The following is a 24,211-nucleotide window of genomic DNA, read 5'->3' on the forward strand; positions in this document are numbered from 1 at the left end:
CGCGTGGCCAGGTCCGCGATGTCGGGCGGTACGCCGAAAGTCCGCGCACGACACGCCGGGGCGGACGGCTGCGTGCCGCTGCCCGCGGCTGGCCCGTACCCACCAGAATGGGCCGGTGCCCGTCCTCTCCCGCTCGGCCGGCCGCGTGCTCGGGTCGCTCGTGTTCGCCCTGCCGGCAGTCCTCGTCTCCTGCACCACCGAGCGGCCTCCGCCTCCGCCGCCGGCCGATCCCGGGCCGGTCGAGGTGGACGCCACCCGGGACGAGCTGGCCGCTCTGACCGCCGCCGCGCAGGATCGCCACCTGGTGGCGCGATACGTGTTCAGCCGGACCGGCCAACCGGACCGCGACATCGTGTTCACCAGCGCGAACGACGGCAGCTGGCGGGTCGACGTGCCGGGCGGGGCGCTGGGTGGCACCGCCGACGTCTCGCTGGCCGCCACCGGCGACGGGCTGTTCCAGTGCGCCCTGCCCTCGACCGGCCACCCGGAGCCGGCGCGCTGCGTACGCCTCGGCGAGCGCGACGACGCGCTCCCGCGCCGGCTGGATCCCCGGATCCAGCATCCGCTCACCGACTGGCTGGACGTGCTTACCGACAGGCGCGCGCCGCTCGCGGTGGCCCTGGCCGCCACGCCCAAGGGCCTGAGCGGGACGTGCTACTCGGTCGACTCCACCTCCGCCTCGCTGAACGCGCCGGTGGACGTCGGCATCTACTGCTACGACACCGACGGCACTCCGACGGGCGTCCGGACCGAGGCCGGCACGTTGCGGCTGGCGGCCCCGCCCGGCCCGGCGCCCGCCACCGTGCAGCTGGCCGGACCGGTGGTGGCGGACGCGGAACCCCTCGACACCGCGGCCCCTCCGACGCCCGACCCGTCCCTCAGCCCGAGCGCGGGAACGCCCTGATCTTCATCCCGTTACGGGTGCGTTTGCCCACATCTTGCACGGCCGGATCAGGCCGCTAATCGCCCATACGGGACGATTTCCGCATGGCTGACCTGACTCCGCTGCTCGCCTTCCGCTGGAGCCCTCGGGCCTTCGACCCGAGCGCCACCCTGACCTCGGACGAGGCGGCCTCGCTGCTGGAGGCCGCGCGGTGGGCCCCGTCGGCGGACAACGGGCAGCCCTGGCGGTTCGCGCTCGGCCACCGCGACGACCAGAACTGGAAACGGATCCTGATCAGCCTTCCCGCCGACGACCAGGGCTGGGCCCGGCACGCCGCCACTCTCGTGGTCGGCGCGCACACAGGTGGCGACGCCGAGCGGGCCGCGTACGACCTCGGTCAGGCGATGGCCCACCTGACCCTGCAGGCCACAGCGCTCGGCCTGCACGTCCGCCAGCTCGTCCGCTTCGACCGGGCCGGCCTCGCCACCGAACTCGACCTGCCCGGCGGCGTCCGACCGCTTGTGGTGGCCGCCGTCGGTCGGCTCGGAGACCCCTTCGCCCTCCCGGCCGAGCTGCGCGCCCGGGAAACCGGCCTGCGGCACCGCCGGCCGGTCGCCGACCTGCTGCTCGCCTGATCGGGTCACAGTCCCCGGCTGGCCCGGAGCAGGACCATGGCGGCGTCGGTGTTGCGGTAGAGCACATGCCGACCCTGTCGGGAGCGGCCGACCAGGCCGGCGGCGTGCAGCGCGGCCAGGTGCTGGGAGACGCCTCCGGCTGACATGCCAGTGAGTCGGGCCAGGTCGGTGGTGGTGGTCGCCGTGTCGAGCAGGTGCAGCAGCGCGGCCCGCCCCGCGCCGATCACCCGTACCAGTGGGTCGCCGGGCGGTGGCGCGGTCGCCTCCCAGAGCGTCCCGAGGGCACGGACCGGGTACGCGCCGGCCGGCAGCGAATCCTCCAGCAGGTTCCACAGCACATGCCGCTCGGTGAACACCGTCGGGTTCAGCGCCAGCCCACGGCCGCGGAGGTCGAAGTCCCGCTCGAACGTGTCGTCGCTGATCACGCGGTCGCCGTGCCAGCGCAGGCTCGGGTGGAGCTGCTCGAAGAACCGACCGGCCCCGCTCTCGGCGAGCTGGGCGGCCCGGTACGCCACGTCGGCGTCGAGCAGCGCCCGCATCCGCGGCCAGTCCGGGGCGATCGCCTCGTCGTGCCAGACCCGCACCGCGCCGACGACCTGCGGCAGCAGCCCGCCCGGGTCGGCGAGCAGCGCCTGCCCGAACGGGCTCAGCGGTCGTTGCCAGGTGGTCGACAGCAGGTCCTGGACCACCACGGCCGGCGGCGTCGCGGCGATCTGGTCGAGCTGCTCGGCCAGCTCCACGTTCGGTCGGGCCGCCGGAGTGAGGAAGTCGGGCAGCCAGCGACCCGGCACGACCAACCCCACCAGAGGTCGGACCCGGTCGGCCACCTCGGGGCGACGCAACGTCACCCGGGCCCGGTCGATCCAGGGCAGGTGCACCGCGTAGCGGACCGGTTTGGCCAGCGCCCACATGCTCATGACCGTCTCGTTGACGGGTGACACGGCGAGCCGCACTCCCGCCACGTCGGCCAGGCTGAACCGCAACTCGGACACACGCACCCCCGCACGCAGGATTCGGTCCAGCCTAAAAGGCTCGACCGACCCCGTGGGGGCACGGTTCACTCCCCGCCATGGGGACCAGAGACACCATTCGTACCGCAGTTCGAGACGTCGTACCGCCGGCCGGGCTGACCCGCGCCCTGGCGGTGCAGGCCATGGTCGCCGCCGTCGGCAGCGGCCTGTTCCACGCCGGCAGCGCCGTCTTCTTCACCCGGGCGCTGGGGCTCAGCGCCGCCCAGGTCGGGCTGGGGCTTTCCATCGCGGCGGGGGTGTCGCTGCTGGGCACGGTGCCGCTGGGCGGGCTCACCGACAGGTACGGACCGCAGCGCGTCTGGGTGGTGGGGTCGGTGCTGAACGCGGCACTGTTCGCGACGTACCCCTTCGTTGGCGGCTTCGCCGGCTTCCTCGCCGTGGTGGTGGCGTTGGCCGCCGTCGACGCCGCCGTCGGCGTGGCCCGGCAGGTCTACTCGATCAACGCGCTCCCACCGGCCGAACGGGTCACCGCGATGGCGTACCAACGCTCGTCGCTGAACGTCGGCTTCGGGCTCGGCGCGGTGATCAGCGGCGTGGTGCTGGCGGTGGACACGATCACGGCGTACCGGGGAATGGCCTGGTTCATCGCGACCGTCTTCCTCGTGACATCGATCTTCGTGCGGCGACTGCCCCGGCTGCCGCAGGTGACCCGACGGGCGGAGCCGATGAATCGGCTCGCCGTGTTCCGGGACCGCCCGTTCATGGTGGTGTCCCTGCTGTCCGGGCTGCTCACCGCGCACGGGGTGCTCTACCTGACGGTCATGCCGCTGTGGATCCTCACCCACACCGACGCCCCGAAGACGGTGATCGCCGCTCTGGTGCTGCTCAACACGATCCTGATCGTGCTGCTCCAGGTGCGGGTCAGCCGGGGCGCCGACACCGCGGCGGGCGCGGCGCGGGCCTCCCGCCGGGGTGGGCTGCTGGTCGCCCTGGCCTGCCTGGTCCTGCCGATCTCCGGGATGACCCGGGGCCCGCTCACAGTCGTGGTGCTGGTGGCCGCCGCGTTACTGCTGATCCTGGCCGAGCTGATCGAGTCGGCGGGCACCTGGGGGCTCACCGCCACCCTGCCGCCGGCCGGTGAGCGCGGCGCGTACGTGGGGGCGCTCGGGCTCGGCGTGCAACTCCAGTACCTGGTCGCCCCGGCCGGACTGACCGCGCTCGGGGTGTCCACCGGCGGGTGGGGTTGGTTACCGACGGCAGCGATCTTCGTGCTGATCGCGGTGGCGATCGTGCCCGCGGTGGCCTGGGCGCAACGGACGCCGAGGCTGGGCGCGGAGGCCCCGGAGTCGGACATGACACCGGTCCCATAGTCCGGACCAGCCTTTCCACCCTCCCCTACATCACGTAGGGTGACCTGATCATGTGGCGGGCGCTTCTCCTCCTTAGCCGCCGCGACGAGGCCTGACCGGCCGGCACCTCGTCGCGGAGTCGCATCGCGCCGTCCAGCACATCTGAGCTCTTATCTCGGCGCCGCCGCGCATCGTCGCCCGGCAGCGCGCCGACACCTTCCGATCTGCTGACGCCACATGTTCCAGGGAGCACTCCGACATGGCTCAACCTGTCACCGACGCCGAGACCGATCCGATCGCCCGGCAGCGCCCCAGCCAGATGCCGTACCACCGCTACCAGCCGTACCGGGAGCAGTTCCGGGTCGACCTGCCGGACCGCACCTGGCCCACCCGCACGGTCGACGCCGCGCCGCGCTGGTGCGCCGTCGACCTGCGCGACGGCAACCAGGCCCTGATCGACCCGATGTCGCCCGAACGCAAGCGCCGGATGTTCCAGCTGCTCGTGCAGATGGGTTACAAGGAGATCGAGGTCGGCTTCCCGTCGGCCAGCCAGACCGACTTCGACTTCGTCCGGCAGCTCATCGAACAGGACATGATCCCGGACGACGTGACCATCCAGGTACTCACCCAGTGCCGGGAGCACCTGATCGACCGGACGTTCGAGTCGCTGCGCGGCGCGAAGCGGGCCATCGTGCACTTCTACAACTCGACCTCCACCCTGCAGCGGCGGGTGGTCTTCGGCCTGGACCGTGACGGCATCGCCGACATCGCCACCACCGGCGCGCGGCTCTGCCAGAAGTACGCCGAGATCCACACCCCGGACACGGAGATCTTCTACGAGTACTCGCCGGAGTCGTACACGGGCACCGAGCTGGAGTACGCGCTGGAGGTCTGCTCCCGGGTGATCGACGTGATCGACCCGACGCCCGACCGGCCGCTGATCATCAACCTGCCGGCCACCGTCGAGATGGCCACCCCCAACGTGTACGCCGACTCGATCGAGTGGATGCACAGGCACCTGCCGCGCCGGGACAGCGTGGTGCTGAGCCTGCACCCGCACAACGACCGGGGCACCGGGGTGGCCGCCGCCGAGCTGGGCCTGCTGGCCGGCGCGGACCGGATCGAGGGCTGCCTGTTCGGCAACGGCGAGCGCACCGGCAACGTCGACCTGGTGACGCTGGGCCTCAACCTCTTCTCCCAGGGCATCGACCCGATGATCGACTTCTCGAACATCGACGAGATCCGGCGCGCGGTCGAATACTGCAACCAACTGCCGGTGCACGAGCGCCACCCGTACGCGGGCGACCTGGTCTACACCGCCTTCTCCGGCTCCCATCAGGACGCCATCAAGAAGGGCTTCGACGCCCTCGCCGTCGACGCGCAGGCCGCCGGTGTGCCGATGGACGAGCACACCTGGGCAGTGCCTTACCTGCCGATCGACCCGAAGGACCTGGGCCGCACCTACGAGGCCGTCATCCGGGTCAACTCGCAGTCCGGCAAGGGCGGCGTCGCGTACATCATGAAGAGCGAGCACCAGCTGGACCTGCCCCGCCGGCTCCAGATCGAGTTCTCCGGTGTCGTGCAGCAGGTCACCGACCACGACGGCGGCGAGGTCGACCCCCGCGCCATGTGGGAGATCTTCGCGACGCACTACCTGCTCGACCACCAGCCGAACCCGGCGGTCCGGTTCGGCGGCTACACGATCGGCACCACCGACGGCAAGGTCGAGATCGAGGCGCAGGTAGGCGTGGGCGGCGAGCAGCGCTCGCTGGCCGCGGTCGGCAACGGCCCGATCGACGCGTACGTCAACGCGCTCCAGTCGGTAGGTGTGGCCGTCCGCGTGCTCGACTACCACGAGCACGCGCTGTCCTCCGGTGGGGATGCGCAGGCCGCCGCCTATGTGGAGTGCGAGGTGGACGGTCGGACGGTCTGGGGTGTCGGCACCGACGCCAACATCGTCACGGCCTCGATCAAGGCGGTCACCAGCGCCGTCAACCGCGCCCGCGGCTGAGGTCACGCGCCGCGCGCCCCCGAGGTGGTTCGCTACCTCGGGGGTGTGGCGGCGGGCATCGAGTGACAGGGCTGCGACGGCGGGGCCTCCCGGGGCGGCCGGTGCACCAGCACGAGGGCCAGCACCGCGCCGGCCAGCAACAGCCCCGCGGACCAGGCCAGCGCTCCCCGGAACGCGTCGGTCAGCTCAGTCTTCTGCTCGTACCCGCCGCCGGAGAGGCCGACAAGCAGCGGCAGCGCGGCCACCGCGAGCAGACCGCCGGCCCGGGACGCGGCGTTGTTGAAGCCGCTGGCCACCCCGGAGAACCGGTCCTCGACCGCGGCGAGCACCGACGCGGTCAGCGGCGCCACCACAAGCGTCAGCCCGAGGCCGAAGAGCAGCACCCCGGGCAGCACGTCGGTCCAGTACGACGCGCCCGGATCGACGCCGCGCAGCAGCAGCAGACCGGCGGCAGCCACCACCGGCCCGACGGCCAGCGGCAGCCGGGGGCCGATCCGTGCCGAGAGGGCACCTGCCCGCGCCGACCCGACGAGCAGCAGCAGCGTCATCGGCAGCAGCGCGACCCCGGTGCGGAAGGCCGACCACTCGACCACGTTCTGCAGGTAGACGGCGAAGAAGAAGGTGAACCCGTTGAGCGCCGCGTAGACCACGACGGTGAAGATGTTCAGGACGGAGAAGAGTCGACTGCCGAACAGTCCGGTGGGCAGCATCGCCGTGTCGCCGCGCCGCCGTTCCAGCAGCACGAAGGCCACCGCTGCCAGCACCCCGACCAGCGCGGCGATCAGCACCGACGCCGAGGCGAAGCCCCGCGTGGGCGCGTCGATCAGGGCGTACGTGACGCCGGCGAGCGCGAGCGCGCCGAGCAGCGCCCCGGCCACGTCGAAGCGGCGTCGCGTCCGGCCCGGCCCCTGCGTCCGGGAGGCGTTCTCGTCCCGGCTCTCCGGCACCCAGCGGGCGGTGGCCAGCACCACCAGCACGGCTATCGGCACGTTCAGGAAGAAGATCCACCGCCAGGACAGCGCGTCGATCAGCCAGCCGCCGAGGAACGGGCCCAGTGCGGTGGACACGCCGGACAGCCCGGCCCAGGCGCCGATCGCCTTCCCCCGGTCGTCCGGGTGGAAGCTGGCCTGGAGCACCGACAGGGAGCCGGGCGTGAGCAGCGCCCCACCCGCTCCCTGGAGGAACCGGGCTCCGATCAACCAGCCGGTGCCCTGGGACAGCCCGCACAGCACCGACGCCAGGGTGAACCACACCACCCCGATCAGGAAGAGCCGTCGTCGGCCGAAGCGGTCCCCGAGCGCCCCGCCGAGCAGAACGAACGCCGCCAACATCAGCAGGTAACCGTTCACGGTCCACTGGAGATCGGCCACGTCGGCCCCGAGGTCCTGGCCGAGTTTCGGCAGCGCCACGTTGACGACGGTGCTGTCGAGGAAGACCATGCCGGAGGCGAGCACCGCGGCGAGCAGCGTTCCCCGGCCGGCGGCGGTGCCCATTCTAAGAGCGGGCGACGGTACGGCTGTGGTCATCTCACCAATCTGCCTTGCAGGATGTGGGAGACGCCACGAAACGCCGAAACCGTCCCCGGGTACTGTGCGCAATCGCCAGAAGCCCGCAAGCTGGAGAGGTGTCGTCTGTGCGTACCAGATCAGGACCGCGCGCGGCGGTGACCGCGCTCGTCGCGGCGCTGGCGCTCGGCGTAGCCGGTTGCGTCCCTCCGGACGAGGCGGGCAAGCCACCACCACCGGGCGACGGCGGCAACGCCGCTCAGCAGTTGGGCCAGCTGACCGTCGCCACTGCCGGCTCGATGAAGGGCTACAGCCGGGACCACTTCCCGCACTGGCGGAACACCGGGAAGAACTGCGACGTGCGGGACAGCATCCTGCAACGCGACGGCAAGGACGTGAAGCTGTCCGGCTGCAACGTCGTCGGCGGCCGGTGGGAGAGCGCGTACGACGGCCGTAACGCCACCGACCCCTCCGACGTGGACATCGACCACACGGTGCCGCTGGCCAACGCGTGGCGCTCGGGCGCCGACGAGTGGGACGACGCGAAGCGCGGCGACTTCGCCAACGACACGACCCGGCCCCAGCTCCTCGCGGTTTCCGCGTCCTCCAATCGGGCAAAGGGTGACCAGGACCCGTCCCAGTGGAAGCCGGCGAACCGGTCGTACTGGTGCCAGTACGCCAGAGACTGGGTGACGGTCAAGCACCACTGGCGGCTGACGGTGACCAGTGCCGAGAAGGCCGCCCTGACCGACATGTTGGAGGGCTGTTGATGAGTGAGGGAGCTGCGACAGACGCCGAGCCGAAAGGCGACACAGGCCCGGCCGCGGCCGGCATGACCGCCGATGGCAGCGCCGAACCCTCGGCCGCGGTGCCGGGGGCCGGCATGGTCGCGGACTCCGACGGCGCCGGTGGCGCGCAGAGCCGCACCGCCGACATCGTGCCCGGCCCGGGCGGGGTGATGACCGACGAGGTCGGGGTGGTGACCGGTGAGCTGACCCTGCGCACCGAGTACGCCGACGGCAAGGTCACCCTGCGGGTGCAGTACAAGGACGCGGACGAGTGGTACGCGGTGACCGGCGGCTCGGTCCCGCTGGGCGACCCGGCCGGGCTGTACGCGGTGCACGCCGTGGCGGTGGCCCTGCTGCACCGCCCCGAGGGCTGACCGAGCGCCCGTGGAGGCGGTGCGCGGCCGGTCCCGGTCGATGATCAGATCGAGCGGGCCGGCCACGCTCACGCGGACCGGGTGCGCGTCAGACGTACGAGCCGGGCTCGCTGGGCGCCGACACCACGCCAGGCGCGTCGCCCTCGTCGGCGGGCCGGGTGATCTGCGCGCTGACCTGGTGCGGGCGCAGCTCACCGCTGGCGATCTGCTCGGCGAAGTGGCAGGCCACCCGGCTGGCGCCGATCTCCCGCAGCACCGGTCGTTCGTCGGAGCAGCGGGTGGGCTGCGCCCACGGGCAGCGGGTGTGGAAGCGGCAGCCGGACGGCGGGTTGGCGGGCGAGGGTAGGTCGCCGGCGAGCAGGATCCGCTCCCGCCGGTCCTCCACGTCCGGGTCCGGCACCGGCACCGCCGACATCAACGCCCGGGTGTACGGGTGCAGCGGCTCCGTGTAGAGCCGGTCGCTCGGCGCCTCCTCGACGAGCGCGCCGAGGTACATGACACCTACCGTGTCCGAGATGTGCCGTACCACCGCGAGGTCGTGCGCGATCACCAGGTAGGTCAGCCCCAGGCTGTCCTGCAGCTCGTCGAGCAGGTTGACCACCTGGGCCTGGATCGAGACGTCCAGCGCGGAGACGGGTTCGTCCGCGACGATCAGCTCGGGCCCGAGCACGAGCGCGCGGGCGATGCCGATGCGCTGCCGCTGCCCGCCGGAGAACTCGTGCGGATAGCGGGACAGCGCCCAGCGCGGCAGCCCCACCGCGTCAAGCGTCTCGCCGATGATCCGCCGCCGGTCGGTGCGGTCGGCGCCGATCCCGTGGGTCTGCATCCCCTCGGTGAGGATCGACTCGACGTTCTGCCGCGGGTCGAGACTGGACATCGGATCCTGGAAGATCATCTGCATGCGGCGGCGCATCGCGCGCAGCTTGCCCGGCGCGAGCGTGGTCAGCTCGACGCCGTCGAAGCTGACCTCCCCGGACGTCGGCGGGGTGAGCTGGAGCAGCGCCCGCCCGAGCGTGGACTTGCCACAGCCGGACTCGCCCACCAGGCCGTACGTCTTGCCACGCGCGATGGTCAGGTCGACACCGTCGACGGCCTGCACGTGGCCGACCACCCGGTCGAACAGCACTCCCCGCTTGATCGGGAAGTGCACCTTCAGATCGCGAACCTCGACGAGCGCGTCGTTGTCGCTCACGCCAACACTCCGCTTCGCTCCGCGCCGGCGTGAGACGCCACGCTGCTGTGCCTGATGGTTCGCTCGCTACGCTCGCTCACGCTGGCTCCTCCTCGCGCGGGGCGGGCACGGTGCCGGGCACCGGCTCCGGATTGACGCACCGGTAGCTACGACCGTCGTGGGCGAGCACCAGCTGCGGCGGTTCGCCGACGCACTCGTCCGTCCGCCGAGCGCAGCGCGGCGCGAAGGCGCAGCCGTCCGGCCACGGCAGCAGGTCGCGGACCGAGCCGGGAATCGGGTTGAGCTTCTCGCCCCGCCCGGCGTCCAGGCGCGGCACCGAGCCGAGCAGACCCACGGTGTACGGGTGGCGCGGCGCGCGGAACAGCGGCCGACGTCGGGCGGTCTCGACCACCCGGCCGCCGTAGAGCACGTTGACGGTGTCGCACATGCCGGCCACCACCCCGAGGTCGTGGGTGATCATCAGCAACGCGGTACCGGAGTCTCGGACCAGACCCTTGAGCAGCTCCAGGATCTGGGCCTGGATGGTGACGTCCAGAGCGGTGGTGGGCTCGTCGGCGATCAGCAGCCGAGGCTGGCAGGCCACCGCCATGGCGATGAGCGCGCGCTGCCGCATCCCGCCGGAGAGCTGGTGCGGGTACTCCTTCAGCCGGCGCCTCGGGTCGGGGATGCCGACCCGGTCGAGCAGTTCGGCCGCCTCCTTGGTGGCGGCCTCGCCCTTCATCCCCCGGTGCCGGGCGAGCACCTCGGTCACCTGCAACCCGATCGGGATCACGGGGTTCAGCGAGGACAGCGGGTCCTGGAAGATCATGGCGATGTCCCGGCCGCGGATGTCGCGCCGCGACCGGTCGTCGAGTTGGAGCAGGTCGGTGCCGTCGAAGACGGCCTTCCCACCAACCCGCAACCCGGGCTGCTTCGGCAGCAGGCCCATGATCGCCAGTGACGTGACGCTCTTGCCGCAGCCGGACTCGCCGACCAGGCCGACCACCTCACCGGCGTCGACCGAGAAGGACACACCGTCGACCGCGTGCACGGCACGCTGGCCACGCCGGGCGAACGTGACGGACAGATCGTCAACTTCGAGCAGTGCCATGACGGGGCCTACTTCCGCAGCTTCGGGTCGAGGGCCTCACGCATCGCCTCACCGAGCAGGGTGAACCCGAGCGCGGTGATGATGATCGCGATTGCCGGGTAGATCGCCAGCGACGGCCGGATACCCAGGTACTGCTGCGCGTCGGCGAGCATCACACCCCATTCCGGTACGGCCGTGTCCGGGTTGCCCAGGCCGAGGAAGGAGAGCGCCGCGGCCTCGATGATCGCGGTAGCCAGGGTCAGGGTGGCCTGCACGATCACCGGGGCGAGCGAGTTGGGTACGACGTGGGTCAGCGCGATCTTCGACTTCTTCACACCGAGCGAGGTGGCCGCCAGCACGTAGTCGCTGTTGGCCTGGGAGATCATCGAGCCGCGCAGCAGCCGGGCGAAGACCGGCACCGAAACCACGCCGACCGCGATCATCACAGTGGTCAGGCTGGCCCCGAGCAGGGCGGCGATGCTCACCGCCAGCAGCAGGCTCGGCATCGCCAGCAGCATGTCGACGAACCGCATCAGGGTGGTGTCGATCCACCGGCCCCACCGCCCGCCGAGGCCGGCCGCGGCACCGGAGACGCCACCGATCAGGGCACCGATGGCCAGACCGATGAGCGTGGAGACCACACCGACGAGCAGGGTCTGCCGGGCGCCCACGATCATTCTGCTGAACTCGTCGCGGCCCTGGTGGTCGTACCCGAACCAGTGGTCGCCGTCGACTCCGGGGATGACACCGGGCTTGATCAGCCCTTCCCGGATGCCGATCGTGTCGGTCGGCGCGTACGGCACGAGGAACGGGCCGATCACCGCGACCAGCACGAAGAGGGCCAGGATGACCGCGCCGACGATCGCGGCCGGATTGCCGCGCAGCCGGCGAAACGCCTCCTGCCAGAGACTCACCCCCCGCTCGTCATCGCGGGCCGCCAACTCGGAGAGACGGTCGATCTTCTCGCGCTTCTTGCCTGGGCTGAGCGTCATCGCACCCTCACCCTCGGATCGATGAAGCTGTAGGAGAGGTCGACCAGGAGGTTCACCAGCACGTACACCACCGCGATGATCAGAATGAAGCCCATCAGCACCGGATAGTCGCGCTGGCCGATCGCCTCGGCGACGAACGCTCCGATGCCGCTGAAGGCGAAGACGGTCTCGGTCAGCACGGCGCCGGAGAGCAGGCCGCCGGCGAGCAGACCGATCGAGGTGGCCACCGGCAGCATCGCGTTACGCAGCACGTGCCGGCGCCGGACCGTCTGCTCGGTCAGGCCCTTGGCCTCGGCGGTACGCACGAAGTCCTCGTTGAGCACCTCCAGCACGCTCGCCCGGGTGATCCGGACGATGATCGCCAGCGGGATGCTTGCCAACGCGATGCTGGGCAGCACCAGATGCCAGAGCGCGTCGGCGGCGGCGTCCCACTCGCGGGTCATCAACCCGTCGAGGACGAAGAAGTTGGTGATCCGGGTCGCCCCGAGGGTCGGGTCCTGTCGGCCGCTGGACGGGAACCAGTGCAGGTTCTCCGAGAAGATCGCCTTGAGGACGTAGCCCAGGAAGAAGACCGGGATGCAGATGCCGATCAGTGAGCCGCCCACGGAGGCGTGGTCGAGGAACCGGCCCCGACGGCGGGCGGCCAGGTAGCCCAGCGGAATACCCACACCGATCGCGATCACCATCGCGGTGATGGTCAGTTCGACGGTGCCGGGGAAGCGCTCGATGAACTCGGTGGTGACCGGCCTCTTGGTGGAGGTCGAGGTGCCCAGGTCGAGCTGCGCCATCCGTCGGACGAAGCGGCCGTACTGCACGAGGATGGGCTCGTCGAGGCCCATGTTGTGCCGGATCGCGGCACGCATCTCGGGCGTGCCGCGCTCGCCGAGGATGGCGGTCTCGGGGCCGCCGGGCAGTCGCCGGAGCCAGATGAAGAGCAGGAGGGAGAGCCCGAACAGCGTGGGTATCAGCTGCAGCAGGCGTCTGACGATGAACCGGAACACGGCGGCCTCGAAGGGTTGCGGAGGGTTACGGGCGGGCGCTGTGTGACAGCGCCCGCCCGCGTTCCTTGCGTTGGTGCAGGACCTACTTGAACTCGGCGGTGGCGTAACGCTCGTCGGTGAGCGGGCTCGCCTTGACCCCGGTCACGTCCTTGCCGAACACGATCGCCGGCGGGGAGTGCGAGATCGGCACACCCGGCAGGAAGTCCATGATGGACTTGTTCAGGGCCTTGTACTTCTCGGTCCGGGCCGCGATGTCCGCGGTGGTGTCCGCGTCCTTGAACTGCTCGAACAGGGCCTTGTTGTTGAAGCCCCACTCGTCCTTCGGCCGGTCGAAGAAGGTGCCGATGAAGTTGTAGGCGTCGCCGTAGTCGCCGGTCCAGCCCAGGAAGTGGATGTCGTGCTTGCTGCCGGACGTGGTGGCGTTCAGGTAGTCCGGGCTCCACTTCAGCGGGATCGCCTCGACGGTGATGCCAACGGCCTTCAGGTCCGCCGACAGCAGCTCGAAGATGTCCTTCGGGTTCGGCATGTACGGCCGGGTGACCTCGGTCGGGTAGTGGAACTTCAGGGTCAGGTTCGACGCGCCGGCCTCGGCCAGCAGAGCCTTCGCCTTCGCCGGGTCGTAGGTGTACTTGGTGACGTCACCGTTCCAGCCCTCGACGGTGTCCGGCATGAAGTTGTCGGCGACCTTCGCACCCGGAGGCATCTTCGAGTCGACGAGCTGCTGACGGTTCAGCGCGTACGCGATGGCCTGCCGGACGCGGATGTCGGCGAGCTTCGGGTTGCCCTTCTGGTTGATCGCCAGGTAGAGCACGTTGAACGCCGGGCGGGTGAGGACGTTGAAGCCCTCGCCCTTCAGCGGCTCGACGTCCGCCGGGCCGACCAGGTCGTAGCCCTGGATGTCACCGGAGCGCAGCGCCTGCTTGCGGGCGTTCTCGTCGGAGATCGTCTTGAAGATCAGGGTCTTCAGCTTGGCCTTGTTACCGGCGTAGTCGTCGTTGCGCTCCAGGGTCAGCGTCTTGTTCGCGACGTCCCAGGACTTGAACTTGAACGGGCCGGTGCCGGTCGGGTGCGCCGTGGCGTACGCCGGGTACTTGATGTCCTGCGCGGTGCCGCCGACGTTGCTGGCGTCGAACTCCTTCAGCGCCTTGGGGCTGTGGATGGAGAACGAGGGGAGCATCAGCGCGGCCGGGATCTTGCTGGAGACCCGGGTGAACGCCAGGTCGACAGTGGTCGCGTCCTTTGCGGAGCAGGACTTGAAGAGGCTCGGCGGCAGGTCCGCGTTCTCGTTCTTCGCGAAGCCACCCATGACGTCCTGCCAGTACGCGGTGACGTCCGGGCTCTGCATGAGGCCCTTGGCGTTGTACCAGCGGTCGAAGTTGGCGCAGACCGCCTCGGCGTTGAAGTCGGTGCCGTCGTGGAACTTCACGCCGGAGCGGAGCTTGAACGTCCAGGTGGTGCCGGCGGCATCCGGGGTCCAGGACTCGGCCAGGCCGGGGGTGACCTTCGTGCCACCCTCCTCCGGTCGGACCAGGGTCTCGAAGACCTGGCGCGCCACACGCAGCGACTCACCGTCGCTGGCGAAGCTCGGGTCGAGCACCTTCGGGTCTCCGGCGACGCCGAAGACGAGGGTGTCCTTCTTGCTACCGCCGGATTTGTCGTCGCGGTTGCTCTCGGCGCAGCCTGCTACCGCGAGGGCCGCGACCGCGACGGCCGCGATGGCGACCTTCGGCCTGGGTGCACGCATGTGTGCTTCACCTCGTCCTTGGGGGTACGGACAACGTGGTGACAGGGGTCACCGATGGCCGTGACCATAGCTCTCGTTGTGTCCACCCGGAAACCGCTGAGTGGACTGTTGGTATCGGATCGTGCCTCAATCGCTGCTTGACAAACGATTCGAAGGTGAAACGGCCCCGCGACCGTATATTCCGCACCCACGATGCCAAACTGTTACGTCGAACCGCCCCAATGAGGGACCTGGTGTCAGATCATTTCCGGGCAACGACGCAGCGATGGCTGGCACCCCGGTCGGGTGCCAGCCATCGGCCGTACGCTGCGGGGCTCAGACGGCGCGGCGCCCCTCGAAGGCCCGGCCCAGCGTGATCTCGTCGGCGTACTCCAGATCGCCGCCGACCGGCAGCCCACTGGCCAGCCGGGTCACCGCGATCCCCATCGGCTTCACCATCAGCGCCAGATAGGTGGCGGTCGCCTCGCCCTCGGTGTTCGGATCGGTGGCCAGGATCAACTCCCGGACCGCGCCGCCGCTCAACCGGGTCATCAGCTCCCGGATGCGCAGGTTGTCGGGGCCGATCCCCTCCAGCGGATTGATCGCGCCGCCGAGCACGTGGTAGCGACCGCGGAACTCACCGGTCCGCTCGATGGCCACCACGTCCTTGGGCTCCTCCACCACGCACAGCACCTCGTCGGTGCGGCGCTGGTCGCGGCAGATCCGGCACTGCTCGGACTCGGCCACGTTGTAACAGGTCGTGCAGAAGCGCACCAGCTCCTTGACCTTGCGCAGCGCGCCGGCCAGCCGGGTGACGTCGGCCGGATCGGCCGACAGGACGTGGAACGCGATCCGCTGGGCGCTCTTCGGGCCCACGCCCGGCAGTCGTCCCAACTCGTCGATCAGGTCCTGGATGGCGCCCTCGTACATCTGCCGGCTCAGAAACCGGGCAGGCCGAGGCCGCCCATGCCGCCGGCGACCGGACCCATCTTGCGCTCGGTCAACTCGCGCGCGGCCTCGGCGGCGTTGTGCACGGCCGCGACCACCAGGTCCTCCAGCGTCTCCACGTCGTCCGGGTCGACGGCCTTCGGGTCGATCTTGATGGTCTTCAGCTCACCGGAGCCGGAGACGGTCGCGGTGACCAGCCCTCCGCCGGCGGTGCCGGTCAGCTCGGCCTCGGCCAGCTCGGCCTGGGCGGCGGCGATCTGCTGCTGCATCTTCTGCGCCTGCTTCAGCATCTGCTGCATGTTCGGCTGTCCACCTGGGCGCACGGATGGCTCCTTCTCGCACTCGTCTGCTCGGCCGCCGACCAGCCTAACCGCTGGGACCGACCCCTTCCCGCCCGGTGCGTCCGCCCCGCCGAGCCTTGCCGGCGCCGTGCGCGGGCTGGGAATGACGCGGCTCACAGCCGGCCATACTGCTCGCGTACCAGCCACTCGACGACGGGCACGGTGTCCGACGAACCGCCGGCCGCGCTGACGACCACTGCCCCCGTGACGGTACGGCTACCACTACCCCGAACCGGCCATCTGCGGGTAGTGCGCCGGGTGCCACCGCACTGGTCTGCTCGACGGCATGAACCTCAACCGCACGGGCCGGACCGGCGCACTGTGCTGGGTGGTCGCCGCACCGATCTTCCTCGTCGCCAGCCTGGTCACCGGCCTGCGCTGGCGCCAGCCGGCCTACAGCTGGGCCACCCACAACATCAGCGACCTCGGCAACGTCCACTGCGGCATCTGGGACACCACCAGACCCCGATACGTCTGCTCACCCTGGCACCCGTTGATGAACGCCGCGATGCTGACCACGGCCGTGCTGCTCGCCGCCGGGCTCCTGCTGACCTGGCGGTCACTCGGTCGTGGCGGGCTGGTGCGCTCCGCGCAGACGCTGCTGCTGCTGGCGGCCGGCGGGTACGCCCTGGCGGCCCGCTACCCGGCCGACGTCGACGAGAACCTGCACGTCCTCGGCGCATTCCTGATCATGGGATTGGGCAACGTCGGGCTGCTCCTCGCCGGCTTCGCGCCGAACACCACGGTGCTCGGCCGCTGGAGAGCGCTCACGCTCGCCGCCGGGCTGACCGCGCTGGCAGGAACCGTACTGTTCTTCGCCCAGGAGGGCCTCGGGATCGGCGTCGGCGGCATGGAACGCGTAGCGGTGCTGCCCTTCCCGACGTGGGCCTGCTGCCTGGGCGCCCTGCTCGCCGAAACCCCCGCCGACCGGCCGACACCCAACCAATCGGCCGCAGCGCGTGGCTGAGCGACACGGGCACGGCGATCGTTGCAGCTCAGCGGTGCGGCACTCGGCGTGTCGAGTCGCTCAGCTTGCAACGATCAAGGGAACGCGGATCTAGCGGGCGTCGACCTCGTCGATCTTCTCGGCGCCGAAGGTTTCCCGGAGCAGCCGTACCGCCTGCTCCTCGCTCGACTCCCGGGCGGTCTTCTCGTCGATGACCTCGTCCAACGGTTCGTCACCCGGGTCGAACCCCTCGTAGGTCGGTGCCGCCGCCGGCGCCGCGCCCCCCGGCCGCCTACCGCGCTGCGGGCCGTCGAAGTCCGGGTCGTAGGGAGGCTCGCCGGCCCATTCGGCGTCCGCGACGGGTCGGGCCGCCGATGCGGTACGCGGACCACGCCCCGCCGCCGCCGCGCGGGCCGCGGCGATGGCGCTGCTCACCGGGGCGCCACCGGCTGCCGCCGGCTGCCGGACCACCGCCGTCGGGTTGGCCGCCCCCGCGCCCGGCCTACCTGTCGTCGAACCTGTGCCAGCTGGATTGCCGCCGTTGGAGCCGTTCGCCGCACCCGGGCCGGCAGGGCCGCCGGCACCGTTCGTGCTGACCGGCGCGGGTGCCGAGCCGGAATCGCCCGGGACACCGTCGGCCGTGGCTGCGCCGCCAGGTCGAGCGGCCTCCGGCCAGTCCTCGTCATCCGTGGCCGGGGCCGGGGCGTTGCCGCCGGGACGGGCCGGCTCCGGCCAGTCATCCTCATCGGCAGCCGCCTCGGCGGGCTGGCTACCCCCACCGTGACCGGTGGACCCGCCCGCACCGACACCGCCCCGCGAGCCCGGGCCGGCAGTACCCGTGGAATTCCCTGCGGTGAACGGTGCGTTCGGGCCGGCGGCAGTGGGCGCGTTGGTCGAGACGTGCGTGTTCGTCGCGGGCGCGGCGTACGCGTTCGATGCACCACTCGCCGGACCGGCGCTCGGCGGGGCGGGATGCCCGTTCGACGCGCCACTCGCCGGACCGGCACTCGGCGCGGCGCTCACTGGGCCAGCGCTCGGGGCGGCAGCGTGCGCGTCCGACGCGGCGTTCGGGCCGGCACTCGGCGCAGCGACGTGCCCGTCCGCCGGACCGGCACTCGGCGCAGCGGCTTGCCCGTCCGCCGGACCGGCACTCGGGGCGGCGGCGTGCGCGTTCGACGCGGCGTTCGGGGCGGCACTCGACCCGGCGGCGTGCGCGTTCGCCGGGGCGGCGGCGTGCGCGTTCGACGCGGGCGGAGCGCTCGTCGGAGCGGCAGCGGGTGCGTTCGGCGGGGCGGCCGGGCGGGGTGGCGCGGCCGGCTGGGAGCGCGGCGGGCCGGACAGCGACACGCCACCCCGCTCGCCGGCCACCTCGCAACGGATCTGCCAGCGCCCGCCCAACTCCTCGTAGAGCGCGTCGGTGAGCACCGCCGCGTGATCGGCCATCATCTTTGCCAGCACGGTGGACTTGACCGTCAGCACCAGCATGTCGCCGTCGAGTTCCCGCACCACCGCGTCACGCATGAGGGCGGCGATCCGCTTGTTGGTCCGGTTGACCTTGCCGACCACGTCGGGCCAGGCACGGCGGACCGCGACCGCGTCCAGTGCGGCAGCCGGCGCTCCAGGGCGCGGTGGCACGGGTGTCGCCGGGTCGGGCAGTACGGCCGACGGCGGCACCACGCGGCGCGGGACCGGGGAGCCGGTGCCCGCTCCGGCGGGCGAGACGGGCGCGGTCGGGTCAGCGGAGGTCGACGCCGCGACGGCCGAAGCTCCGGGCGATGCCGGAATCGGTGAGTCGGCCCCCGAGGGTGCGTACGACGCCGGTGCGCCGGGGGCGCGAACGTCCGACCCCACGACGCCCGAACCCGCAGCGCCCAGGCCGGCAGCACCCGAGCCCACAACGCCCGATTCGGCAGCACCCGGGCTGGCAACGCCCGAACCCGCAGCGGCTGCGGTCCGCGTGCCCGGTGTCGGGGACGCGGACGGGTCGACATCCCACGGCGGTGCGGAGGTCGGGGCGTTGGCGGGTGCCGGGGTGGCGGCAGCCGGGACCGGAGGGGCGTGCTGTGGGCGTACCCCTTGGTGGGTCGCCGACGGGGAGCCGGCGGCGGCCGACGGCGCGTCGGTGCCGCTCAGGGTGAGCCGGCGTTCCATCCGTTCGAGGCGTTGGAGCAGGCCGCCTGTGGAGTCGTCCGCGCCGGGCAGCAGCATCCGGGCGCAGATCAGCTCCAGCAGCAACCGGGGTGCGGTGGTGCCGCGCATCTCGACCAGCCCGTTGTGCACGATGTCGGCGCAGCGGGACAGCGTGGCGGAGCCGAGCTGCGAGGCCTGGGCCGCCATCCGCTCGAGCTGGTCGGCGGGGCCGTCGATCAGGCCCTTCGCGGCGGCGTCCGGCACCTGCTGCAGGACGATCAGGTCGCGGAACCGCTCCAGCAGGTCGGAGGCGAACCGGCGCATGTCGTGCCCGGCCTCGGCGACCCGGTCCACGGTGGCGTACGCGGCCGCGCCGTCACCGGCGGCAAGCGCGTCGCACATCTCGTCGATCAGCGCCGAGTCGGTGACCCCGAGCAGCGCGACGGCCCGGGCGTAGCCGACCCCCTCCGGGCCGGCGCCGGCGATGAGCTGGTCGAGTACGGAGAGGCTGTCCCGCATGCTGCCGCCACCGGCGCGCACCACAAGCGGAAAGACCGCCGGCTCGACGGTGACTCCCTCCGCCTGGCAGAGCTGCTCCAGATAGGGGCGCACCACCTTCGGCGGAAACAGTCGGAACGGGTAGTGGTGGGTCCGCGACCGGATCGTGCCGAGGACCTTCTCCGGCTCGGTGGTGGCGAAGATGAACTTGACGTACTCCGGGGGCTCCTCGACGAGCTTGAGCAGGGCGTTGAAGCCCTGGGTCGAGACCATGTGCGCCTCGTCGATGATGTAGATCTTGAAGCGGCTGCTGGCCGGCGCGAAGAAGGCACGTTCGCGCAGCTCGCGGGCATCGTCGACACCGCCGTGGCTGGCCGCGTCGATCTCGATCACGTCGATCGAGCCGGCACCGTCGGTGGCCAGCGAGCGGCAGGAGTCACACTTGCCGCACGGCTCGGGGGTGGGGCCCTGCTCACAGTTGAGCGAGCGGGCCATGATCCGGGCGCTTGTCGTCTTGCCGCAGCCGCGGGGGCCGGAGAAGAGGTAGGCGTGGTTGAGCCGCCCGCTGCGCAGCGCCTGCGACAGCGGCTCGGTGACGTGCTCCTGCCCGATGACCTCGGCGAAGGTACGCGGCCGGTACTTGCGGTAGAGCGCCAGCGTCACTCGTCCCGCCTCCTCTCGACCGAGCCATTCTGCGCCGGTCGGCCGCGGGTGACCACCCACCCCGCCGGGCAGCTTGGGTTACCCCGGGTTGCCGCGCTTTGCGGGCAGCCTGGTCGGCGCGCGTTGATCGACTCGGCTTCCTGGAAATCGGGGTGTCCGCGTGCCTGGGATGGCCCGACATCAAGGATGTCGAGTGGATCAACCGGCCTACAGACGAAAAGGCCTCCCGTGCACCCGGCAGAGCTCGCTTATCCTTGCTGCCTTCCGGCCCTGGGGAGGTTCACGAGATACCGCCGCACGGGAGGTGACGCCAACCCTACCCGACCGCCCGTCGATCTTCAGGGGGTGGTGGGGTGGCCCGGCCGGCGGGGGCCTGTATCCTGGCTCGCGGAGGATTCGCCTAGAGGCCTAGGGCGCACGCTTGGAAAGCGTGTTGGGTTTACACCCTCACGAGTTCGAATCTCGTATCCTCCGCTCGCTGAGCAGGCAGAACGACAGGGCCGGCCCCCACGGGGACCGGCCCTGAGTCGTCTCTACGGTCGCTGTCGTCTCACTTGCCTTGTTTTGGGCGCTCGCGCGGCGGCCCGTCGCTGCTCATCCCCGGCCGGCGGGCCGGATCGCCCCAGAGCAGTCGGCCGCTGTACATCGTCGCTATGGTCGATGTCGTGGAGACACTGGGCCGACTTGCCGGAGTCACGGTCGACTGCCGGGATCCGCAGCGACTGGCCGACTTCTGGTCCGTGGTGCTTGGCGGACGCGTGACGGAGTCTCTTCCCGGCTGGCGGCGCGTCACTGTCGCCGGGGGCGGCCCGGTGCTGACATTCCAGCCGGTCCCGGAGCCCAAGGCCGGCAAGACGCGACTACACCTCGACATCGCCGTTGCCGACGTTGACGAAGCGGTCGATCGGATCGGGATGTTGGGCGGGCGGTGGACAGGTGAACGGCATGACTACCACGAGGGCGCAGTCCTCGTCATGACCGACCCGGAGGACAACGAGTTCTGCATCGTGCAGTACTACCGGGTGTGATCTGGTCAGGCTTTCGACCGAGCATCCGGGACCTGCTGATGGTGTCGGCCCCCATGGGGACCGGCCCTGAGTCGTCTGCGGAAGACCACGACCGAATATCGGTCGGCCCCTGTCCACCCCTGTGGTCTCATCGACGGCATGGCGTGGGAGTGGGACGAGACGTTGTTCGCGGGCAGCGCGCGTCACTACAGCGTGGGCCGGCTGCCCTATCCACCCGAACTCGCCGACGTGATCCGCACGGCGCTCGACCTCGACGGCACCGGTCGCCTCCTGGACGTCGGTTGTGGCCCCGGCTCGTTGACGCTGCTGCTCGCGCCGCTGTTCGAGGCGGCGGTGGGGGTCGACCCCGACCGGGGCATGCTCGCCGAGGCGCAACGCCGAGCCGAGGCGGCCGGGACCACCGTCGAGTGGCGGTGCCTGCGCGCCGAGGCGCTGCCGGCAGATCTGGGTACGTTCCGGGTCGCCACGTTCGCGCAGTCGTTCCACTGGATGGATCGGCCACTCGTGGCCCGGCGGGTCCGCGACATGCTCACGCCCGACGGGGCCTGGGTCCACGTCGGCGCCACCACCCATCAGGGCGTGCCCGGCGATGACTCGCTGCCGTACCCCCGGCCGCCGTGGCCGGAGATCAACGAGCTGGTAGCGCGCTACCTGGGGCCGGTCCGCCGGGCCGGTCAGGGATCGCTGCCCTCGGGCACTCCGAGCGGCGAGGGGGAGATCATGCTCGCGGCGGGCTTCACCGGGCCCACCCGCATCACCGTCGAGCAGGGGATGGTCGTCGAACGCTCGGTGGACGAGGTCGTCGCTGCGGTGTTCTCGCTGTCGAGTTCGGCACCGCACCTGTTCGCCGACCAGCTCGCCGCCTTCGAGGCCGACCTGCGCGAGCTGTTGACGGCGGCGGCGCGGGACGGCCGCTTCGCCGAGCGCCGACAGGACGTGGGCGTCGTCATCTGGCACCCCTGACGAGAGGGTGAGCGACGCCCGCGCGCTCGTCGCAGCGGACGCCCCCGGCCAGGCCCTCACCCTCGGGCGCGGGCCCAGGAGAGGAAGCGTTCGGTGAGCCGGGCCGGGTCGACGTCCCGGAGGTGTTCACCGGCTTCGGCCTGGAGCGTCGCCAGGTAGACGGTCAACGCCAGCCGGTCCTGCCGGTACTCGCCGAGCAGACGGAGCTTCGCCGCCGAGCAGGGCCAGGCGATGCCGCACGCCGCGCAGCGCCAGGTGGGACGGGTGGGCAGGTGGTTCCGATTGCGGCGGGGCATGGCGGGCCTCCTTCGCGGTGGAAGGGGCCGCCCCGCCCTCCCCGTCGGGGCGGCCCCTGACTGACGTCGGCCGCCGGGCTGCTGCGCCTCCACCGGCCTCGCCGTCTTCTGTGGACCACCCTGGGGCGCGTAATCGGACAAGTACACCCCGTAGCTATATGGTTTCCAGATATTCGAGACATCCGATGGAGGAGCCATGAACGACGCGCTGCGGGTGGCGCTCAACGACACCGGTCACACCACCGAATCCCTCGCCGAGACCGTCGGTGTCGACCCGAAGACCGTGGCGCGGTGGTTGACGGAGGGGCGCATTCCGCATCCTCGGCACCGTTTCGCGGCAGCGGAAGCCCTCCACAAGGACGTGTCAGACATCTGGCCGGACACTTCAAGACGTCGTGACCCCATCTGGTTTCGTCCGTGGCAGGAAATCGAGCGCGAGGCGGTGTCGCTGCGGTGGTTCGAGTCCACGGTTCTGCCGGGGTTGCTCCAGACCGAGGCGTACGCCCGCGCGGTGCTCGGCGGCGCGGGCCTGATCCCCCGCGGTGAGATCGAGCGGCACCTCAGCGTGCGGCTCAACCGGCAGGGCGTGCTCAAGCGGGACGACCCGCCGCAGTTCACGGCGGTCATCGACGAGGCGATCCTGCACCGTCCGGTGGGCGGCCGGGCCACCATGCGTGAGCAACTGCTGGCCGTGGTCGCGGCGTGCGCGGAGCCGCACATCCGGGTGCACGTCGTGCCGAGCACGGTCGGGGCGTACGCCGGCCTCAACGGGCCGTTCGTGATCGCGCACAGTCACGACCACCGGGTCGCCGGTTACCTCGACAACCAGCTCCAGGGACAAGTGGCTAGCGACCCGGACGACATCGCGGCCATGATGGCGGCATGGGAGAACGTGCGCGGCGAGGCGCTGTCGCACTCTCAGTCGGTCGAGCTGATGACGGAAGTGGCGGAGACATGGAGCTGAACGGCGCCCGGTGGCGCAAGAGCAGCCGCAGCAGCGGCAACGGCGGCGCGTGTGTCGAGGTCGCCGACAACCTGCCCGGCGTGATCGGCGTACGGGATTCCAAGGACCCGGACGGGCCGGCGCTCACCTTCGCGCCGACAACCTGGCGAGCCTTCCTCACCCACCTCCCCCGCCGCGCCTGAGCTCACACCGGGCTCAACGCCGCAGATCTTGGACACTTTCCGTTCCGCGCGAACGGAAACTGTCCAAGATCTGCCGGCACGGACCACGGCCGGAGCCGGCGGTGCCCGGCGCGGGCCACTAGCCGGCGCGGGCCACGGGCCGGCGACCGGCGGCGGTGATTTGCGCTGGTGTCAGCGGAGGGAATCGTCGAGCAGGGTGAGGAAGGCTCGGTACGCCTCGGCGGCGCGGTCGTGCTCGCCGGTTGCCCGATCGTCGAGCAGGAGCCCGCGCGCCACCCCGAGGACCAGCGTGGCCAACACGTCCGGCGAGGCGTGGCCGTCGGCGCGCAGTCCGGCGGCGATAGTCGGCAGCCAGTCGTGCACCGCCATCGTCGGGAAGTCGGGCCACGGTGTCTCGCTCGGCGGCAGGGCGTGCACGACGCTGAACAGGCGTGCGTAGCGGCTGCCCCCCGGACCGGCGAGCGTCGTCCAGGCCGCGGCGAGGGTGTCGACGTACCGGGTGTCGGGGCGGTGGCGCAGCGCCTCGTCGAAGAGCGCCCGCTGCCGTCGCCGGGCCTCAACCAGCGCAGCCCGGACCAGCCGGTCCTTGGTGGCGAAGTGGTAGATCAACATGCGCGGGCTGACCCCGAGCGCCCCCGCGACCGGGGTCAACGACGTTACCGGCAGACCGTGCTCCAGCAGGTGGTCGACGCACCCGTCGAGCAGTCTGTCGCGGATCTCCGGCTGCGGTCGGCGTCCCACCGCGCCACCTTTTCACGT

At 71.3% G+C, this 24,211-nt stretch carries 23 protein-coding genes, 1 tRNA gene and 1 other RNA gene; 12 read left to right on the top strand and 13 right to left on the bottom strand.

What is annotated here, in order from left to right:
* Nucleotides 1-115 precede the first annotated feature (115 nt).
* Nucleotides 116-904 carry a hypothetical protein gene (locus ACGFIE_RS23725; protein WP_393297983.1) on the top strand — a complete coding sequence of 263 codons (789 nt, stop codon included), beginning with the start codon at nucleotides 116-118 and terminating at the stop codon, nucleotides 902-904.
* Between the two features lie 83 nt (nucleotides 905-987).
* Complete coding sequence (locus ACGFIE_RS23730) at nucleotides 988-1,518, top strand: nitroreductase family protein (RefSeq protein WP_393297986.1); 531 nt, start codon at nucleotides 988-990, stop codon at nucleotides 1,516-1,518.
* Between the two features lie 5 nt (nucleotides 1,519-1,523).
* On the opposite strand, the gene ACGFIE_RS23735 is transcribed toward ACGFIE_RS23730, so the two are convergent.
* Entirely contained in the window at nucleotides 1,524-2,516 is a 993-nt protein-coding gene (locus ACGFIE_RS23735) for an ArsR family transcriptional regulator (protein ID WP_393297989.1), read from the bottom strand.
* Nucleotides 2,517-2,587: 71 nt separating this feature from the next.
* On the opposite strand from ACGFIE_RS23735, the gene ACGFIE_RS23740 reads away from it, so the two are divergent.
* Together ACGFIE_RS23740 and leuA are read left to right on the top strand one after the other, a co-directional pair.
* Nucleotides 2,588-3,859 (top strand): MFS transporter, encoded by a 1,272-nt coding sequence (locus ACGFIE_RS23740; protein WP_393297992.1) that lies wholly within the window; start codon nucleotides 2,588-2,590, stop codon nucleotides 3,857-3,859.
* 238 nt (nucleotides 3,860-4,097) lie between these two features.
* Complete coding sequence (gene leuA / locus ACGFIE_RS23745; protein WP_393297995.1) at nucleotides 4,098-5,849, top strand: 2-isopropylmalate synthase; 1,752 nt, start codon at nucleotides 4,098-4,100, stop codon at nucleotides 5,847-5,849.
* A 32-nt stretch (nucleotides 5,850-5,881) separates the two neighbouring features.
* Here leuA and ACGFIE_RS23750 read toward each other — a convergent pair whose 3' ends face one another.
* Nucleotides 5,882-7,375, bottom strand: coding sequence for an MFS transporter (locus tag ACGFIE_RS23750; RefSeq protein WP_393297998.1), 1,494 nt, complete (start codon nucleotides 7,373-7,375; stop codon nucleotides 5,882-5,884).
* A 107-nt stretch (nucleotides 7,376-7,482) separates the two neighbouring features.
* Here ACGFIE_RS23750 and ACGFIE_RS23755 point away from each other — a divergent pair, with 107 nt between their 5' ends.
* Both ACGFIE_RS23755 and ACGFIE_RS23760 read left to right on the top strand, forming a co-directional pair.
* Nucleotides 7,483-8,124, top strand: coding sequence for an HNH endonuclease family protein (locus tag ACGFIE_RS23755; RefSeq protein WP_363686707.1), 642 nt, complete (start codon nucleotides 7,483-7,485; stop codon nucleotides 8,122-8,124).
* A complete protein-coding gene (locus tag ACGFIE_RS23760) occupies nucleotides 8,124-8,516 on the top strand; it encodes a hypothetical protein (RefSeq protein ID WP_393298001.1) in 393 nt (130 codons plus the stop codon). Before ACGFIE_RS23755 ends, ACGFIE_RS23760 begins: the two co-directional genes overlap by 1 nt.
* Before the next feature lie 88 nt (nucleotides 8,517-8,604).
* Here the strand turns inward: ACGFIE_RS23760 and ACGFIE_RS23765 are convergent, their stop codons facing one another.
* From ACGFIE_RS23765 to ACGFIE_RS23795, 7 genes are all read right to left on the bottom strand, one after another.
* Entirely contained in the window at nucleotides 8,605-9,708 is a 1,104-nt protein-coding gene (locus tag ACGFIE_RS23765; protein ID WP_363686711.1) for an oligopeptide/dipeptide ABC transporter ATP-binding protein, read from the bottom strand.
* Nucleotides 9,709-9,784: 76 nt separating this feature from the next.
* Entirely contained in the window at nucleotides 9,785-10,798 is a 1,014-nt protein-coding gene (locus ACGFIE_RS23770) for an ABC transporter ATP-binding protein (protein ID WP_393298004.1), read from the bottom strand.
* Nucleotides 10,799-10,806: 8 nt separating this feature from the next.
* Nucleotides 10,807-11,769 carry an ABC transporter permease gene (locus ACGFIE_RS23775; RefSeq protein WP_363686715.1) on the bottom strand — a complete coding sequence of 321 codons (963 nt, stop codon included), beginning with the start codon at nucleotides 11,767-11,769 and terminating at the stop codon, nucleotides 10,807-10,809.
* Complete coding sequence (locus ACGFIE_RS23780) at nucleotides 11,766-12,770, bottom strand: ABC transporter permease (protein WP_393298008.1); 1,005 nt, start codon at nucleotides 12,768-12,770, stop codon at nucleotides 11,766-11,768. The genes ACGFIE_RS23775 and ACGFIE_RS23780 overlap by 4 nt, the downstream gene beginning before the upstream one ends.
* A gap of 82 nt (nucleotides 12,771-12,852) precedes the next feature.
* On the bottom strand, nucleotides 12,853-14,514 hold the full coding sequence (locus ACGFIE_RS23785) for an ABC transporter substrate-binding protein (protein WP_393298011.1): 1,662 nt from the start codon (nucleotides 14,512-14,514) through the stop codon (nucleotides 12,853-12,855).
* A 315-nt stretch (nucleotides 14,515-14,829) separates the two neighbouring features.
* Complete coding sequence (gene recR, locus ACGFIE_RS23790) at nucleotides 14,830-15,423, bottom strand: recombination mediator RecR (RefSeq protein ID WP_007466277.1); 594 nt, start codon at nucleotides 15,421-15,423, stop codon at nucleotides 14,830-14,832.
* Nucleotides 15,424-15,431: 8 nt separating this feature from the next.
* The gene (locus ACGFIE_RS23795; RefSeq protein WP_266249772.1) at nucleotides 15,432-15,740 is read right to left on the bottom strand and encodes a YbaB/EbfC family nucleoid-associated protein; all 309 of its coding nucleotides are present in this window, start codon (nucleotides 15,738-15,740) and stop codon (nucleotides 15,432-15,434) included.
* Nucleotides 15,741-16,068: 328 nt separating this feature from the next.
* Here ACGFIE_RS23795 and ACGFIE_RS23800 point away from each other — a divergent pair, with 328 nt between their 5' ends.
* The gene (locus ACGFIE_RS23800; RefSeq protein WP_393298014.1) at nucleotides 16,069-16,749 is read left to right on the top strand and encodes a DUF998 domain-containing protein; all 681 of its coding nucleotides are present in this window, start codon (nucleotides 16,069-16,071) and stop codon (nucleotides 16,747-16,749) included.
* 90 nt (nucleotides 16,750-16,839) lie between these two features.
* Here ACGFIE_RS23800 and ACGFIE_RS23805 read toward each other — a convergent pair whose 3' ends face one another.
* Both ACGFIE_RS23805 and ffs read right to left on the bottom strand, forming a co-directional pair.
* Nucleotides 16,840-20,019: a DNA polymerase III subunit gamma and tau gene (locus tag ACGFIE_RS23805; protein WP_393298017.1), complete on the bottom strand. Its 3,180-nt coding sequence runs from the start codon at nucleotides 20,017-20,019 to the stop codon at nucleotides 16,840-16,842.
* Between the two features lie 217 nt (nucleotides 20,020-20,236).
* Nucleotides 20,237-20,326: signal recognition particle sRNA small type (gene ffs, locus ACGFIE_RS23810), an RNA gene on the bottom strand.
* 82 nt (nucleotides 20,327-20,408) lie between these two features.
* Between ffs and ACGFIE_RS23815 the strand changes: the two genes are divergently transcribed.
* The 3 genes from ACGFIE_RS23815 (at nucleotide 20,409) to ACGFIE_RS23825 (ending at nucleotide 22,010) form a co-directional block, all read left to right on the top strand.
* A tRNA-Ser gene (locus tag ACGFIE_RS23815) sits at nucleotides 20,409-20,493 on the top strand.
* A gap of 191 nt (nucleotides 20,494-20,684) precedes the next feature.
* Nucleotides 20,685-21,047, top strand: coding sequence for a VOC family protein (locus tag ACGFIE_RS23820; protein ID WP_393298020.1), 363 nt, complete (start codon nucleotides 20,685-20,687; stop codon nucleotides 21,045-21,047).
* A gap of 138 nt (nucleotides 21,048-21,185) precedes the next feature.
* Nucleotides 21,186-22,010, top strand: coding sequence for a class I SAM-dependent methyltransferase (locus tag ACGFIE_RS23825; RefSeq protein WP_393298023.1), 825 nt, complete (start codon nucleotides 21,186-21,188; stop codon nucleotides 22,008-22,010).
* Nucleotides 22,011-22,066: 56 nt separating this feature from the next.
* Here ACGFIE_RS23825 and ACGFIE_RS23830 read toward each other — a convergent pair whose 3' ends face one another.
* On the bottom strand, nucleotides 22,067-22,306 hold the full coding sequence (locus ACGFIE_RS23830) for a flavin reductase (RefSeq protein ID WP_393298026.1): 240 nt from the start codon (nucleotides 22,304-22,306) through the stop codon (nucleotides 22,067-22,069).
* Nucleotides 22,307-22,502: 196 nt separating this feature from the next.
* Between ACGFIE_RS23830 and ACGFIE_RS23835 the strand changes: the two genes are divergently transcribed.
* Complete coding sequence (locus tag ACGFIE_RS23835; protein WP_393298029.1) at nucleotides 22,503-23,270, top strand: Scr1 family TA system antitoxin-like transcriptional regulator; 768 nt, start codon at nucleotides 22,503-22,505, stop codon at nucleotides 23,268-23,270.
* Nucleotides 23,261-23,452, top strand: coding sequence for a DUF397 domain-containing protein (locus ACGFIE_RS23840; RefSeq protein WP_393298032.1), 192 nt, complete (start codon nucleotides 23,261-23,263; stop codon nucleotides 23,450-23,452). The genes ACGFIE_RS23835 and ACGFIE_RS23840 overlap by 10 nt, the downstream gene beginning before the upstream one ends.
* Before the next feature lie 171 nt (nucleotides 23,453-23,623).
* Here the strand turns inward: ACGFIE_RS23840 and ACGFIE_RS23845 are convergent, their stop codons facing one another.
* A complete protein-coding gene (locus tag ACGFIE_RS23845) occupies nucleotides 23,624-24,193 on the bottom strand; it encodes a TetR/AcrR family transcriptional regulator (RefSeq protein WP_393298035.1) in 570 nt (189 codons plus the stop codon).
* Between the last annotated feature and the right edge of the window lie 18 nt (nucleotides 24,194-24,211).

Source organism: Micromonospora sp. NPDC049275 (assembly GCF_043197115.1).
Taxonomy (GTDB): domain Bacteria; phylum Actinomycetota; class Actinomycetes; order Mycobacteriales; family Micromonosporaceae; genus Micromonospora.

Bases quoted from the DNA above. Each gene is read 5' to 3' on its own strand.
- ACGFIE_RS23730 (WP_393297986.1), top strand. From the start codon at position 988: ATGGCTGACCTGACTCCGCTGCTCGCCTTCCGCTGGAGCCCTCGGGCC.
- ACGFIE_RS23740 (WP_393297992.1), top strand. From the start codon at position 2,588: ATGGGGACCAGAGACACCATTCGTACCGCAGTTCGAGACGTCGTACCG.
- leuA (WP_393297995.1), top strand. From the start codon at position 4,098: ATGGCTCAACCTGTCACCGACGCCGAGACCGATCCGATCGCCCGGCAG.
- ACGFIE_RS23750 (WP_393297998.1), bottom strand. From the start codon at position 7,375: ATGACCACAGCCGTACCGTCGCCCGCTCTTAGAATGGGCACCGCCGCC.
- ACGFIE_RS23760 (WP_393298001.1), top strand. From the start codon at position 8,124: ATGAGTGAGGGAGCTGCGACAGACGCCGAGCCGAAAGGCGACACAGGC.
- ACGFIE_RS23770 (WP_393298004.1), bottom strand. From the start codon at position 10,798: ATGGCACTGCTCGAAGTTGACGATCTGTCCGTCACGTTCGCCCGGCGT.
- ACGFIE_RS23775 (WP_363686715.1), bottom strand. From the start codon at position 11,769: ATGACGCTCAGCCCAGGCAAGAAGCGCGAGAAGATCGACCGTCTCTCC.
- ACGFIE_RS23785 (WP_393298011.1), bottom strand. From the start codon at position 14,514: ATGCGTGCACCCAGGCCGAAGGTCGCCATCGCGGCCGTCGCGGTCGCG.
- recR (WP_007466277.1), bottom strand. From the start codon at position 15,423: ATGTACGAGGGCGCCATCCAGGACCTGATCGACGAGTTGGGACGACTG.
- ACGFIE_RS23795 (WP_266249772.1), bottom strand. From the start codon at position 15,740: ATGCAGCAGATGCTGAAGCAGGCGCAGAAGATGCAGCAGCAGATCGCC.
- ACGFIE_RS23800 (WP_393298014.1), top strand. From the start codon at position 16,069: ATGAACCTCAACCGCACGGGCCGGACCGGCGCACTGTGCTGGGTGGTC.
- ACGFIE_RS23825 (WP_393298023.1), top strand. From the start codon at position 21,186: ATGGCGTGGGAGTGGGACGAGACGTTGTTCGCGGGCAGCGCGCGTCAC.
- ACGFIE_RS23830 (WP_393298026.1), bottom strand. From the start codon at position 22,306: ATGCCCCGCCGCAATCGGAACCACCTGCCCACCCGTCCCACCTGGCGC.
- ACGFIE_RS23835 (WP_393298029.1), top strand. From the start codon at position 22,503: ATGAACGACGCGCTGCGGGTGGCGCTCAACGACACCGGTCACACCACC.
- ACGFIE_RS23840 (WP_393298032.1), top strand. From the start codon at position 23,261: ATGGAGCTGAACGGCGCCCGGTGGCGCAAGAGCAGCCGCAGCAGCGGC.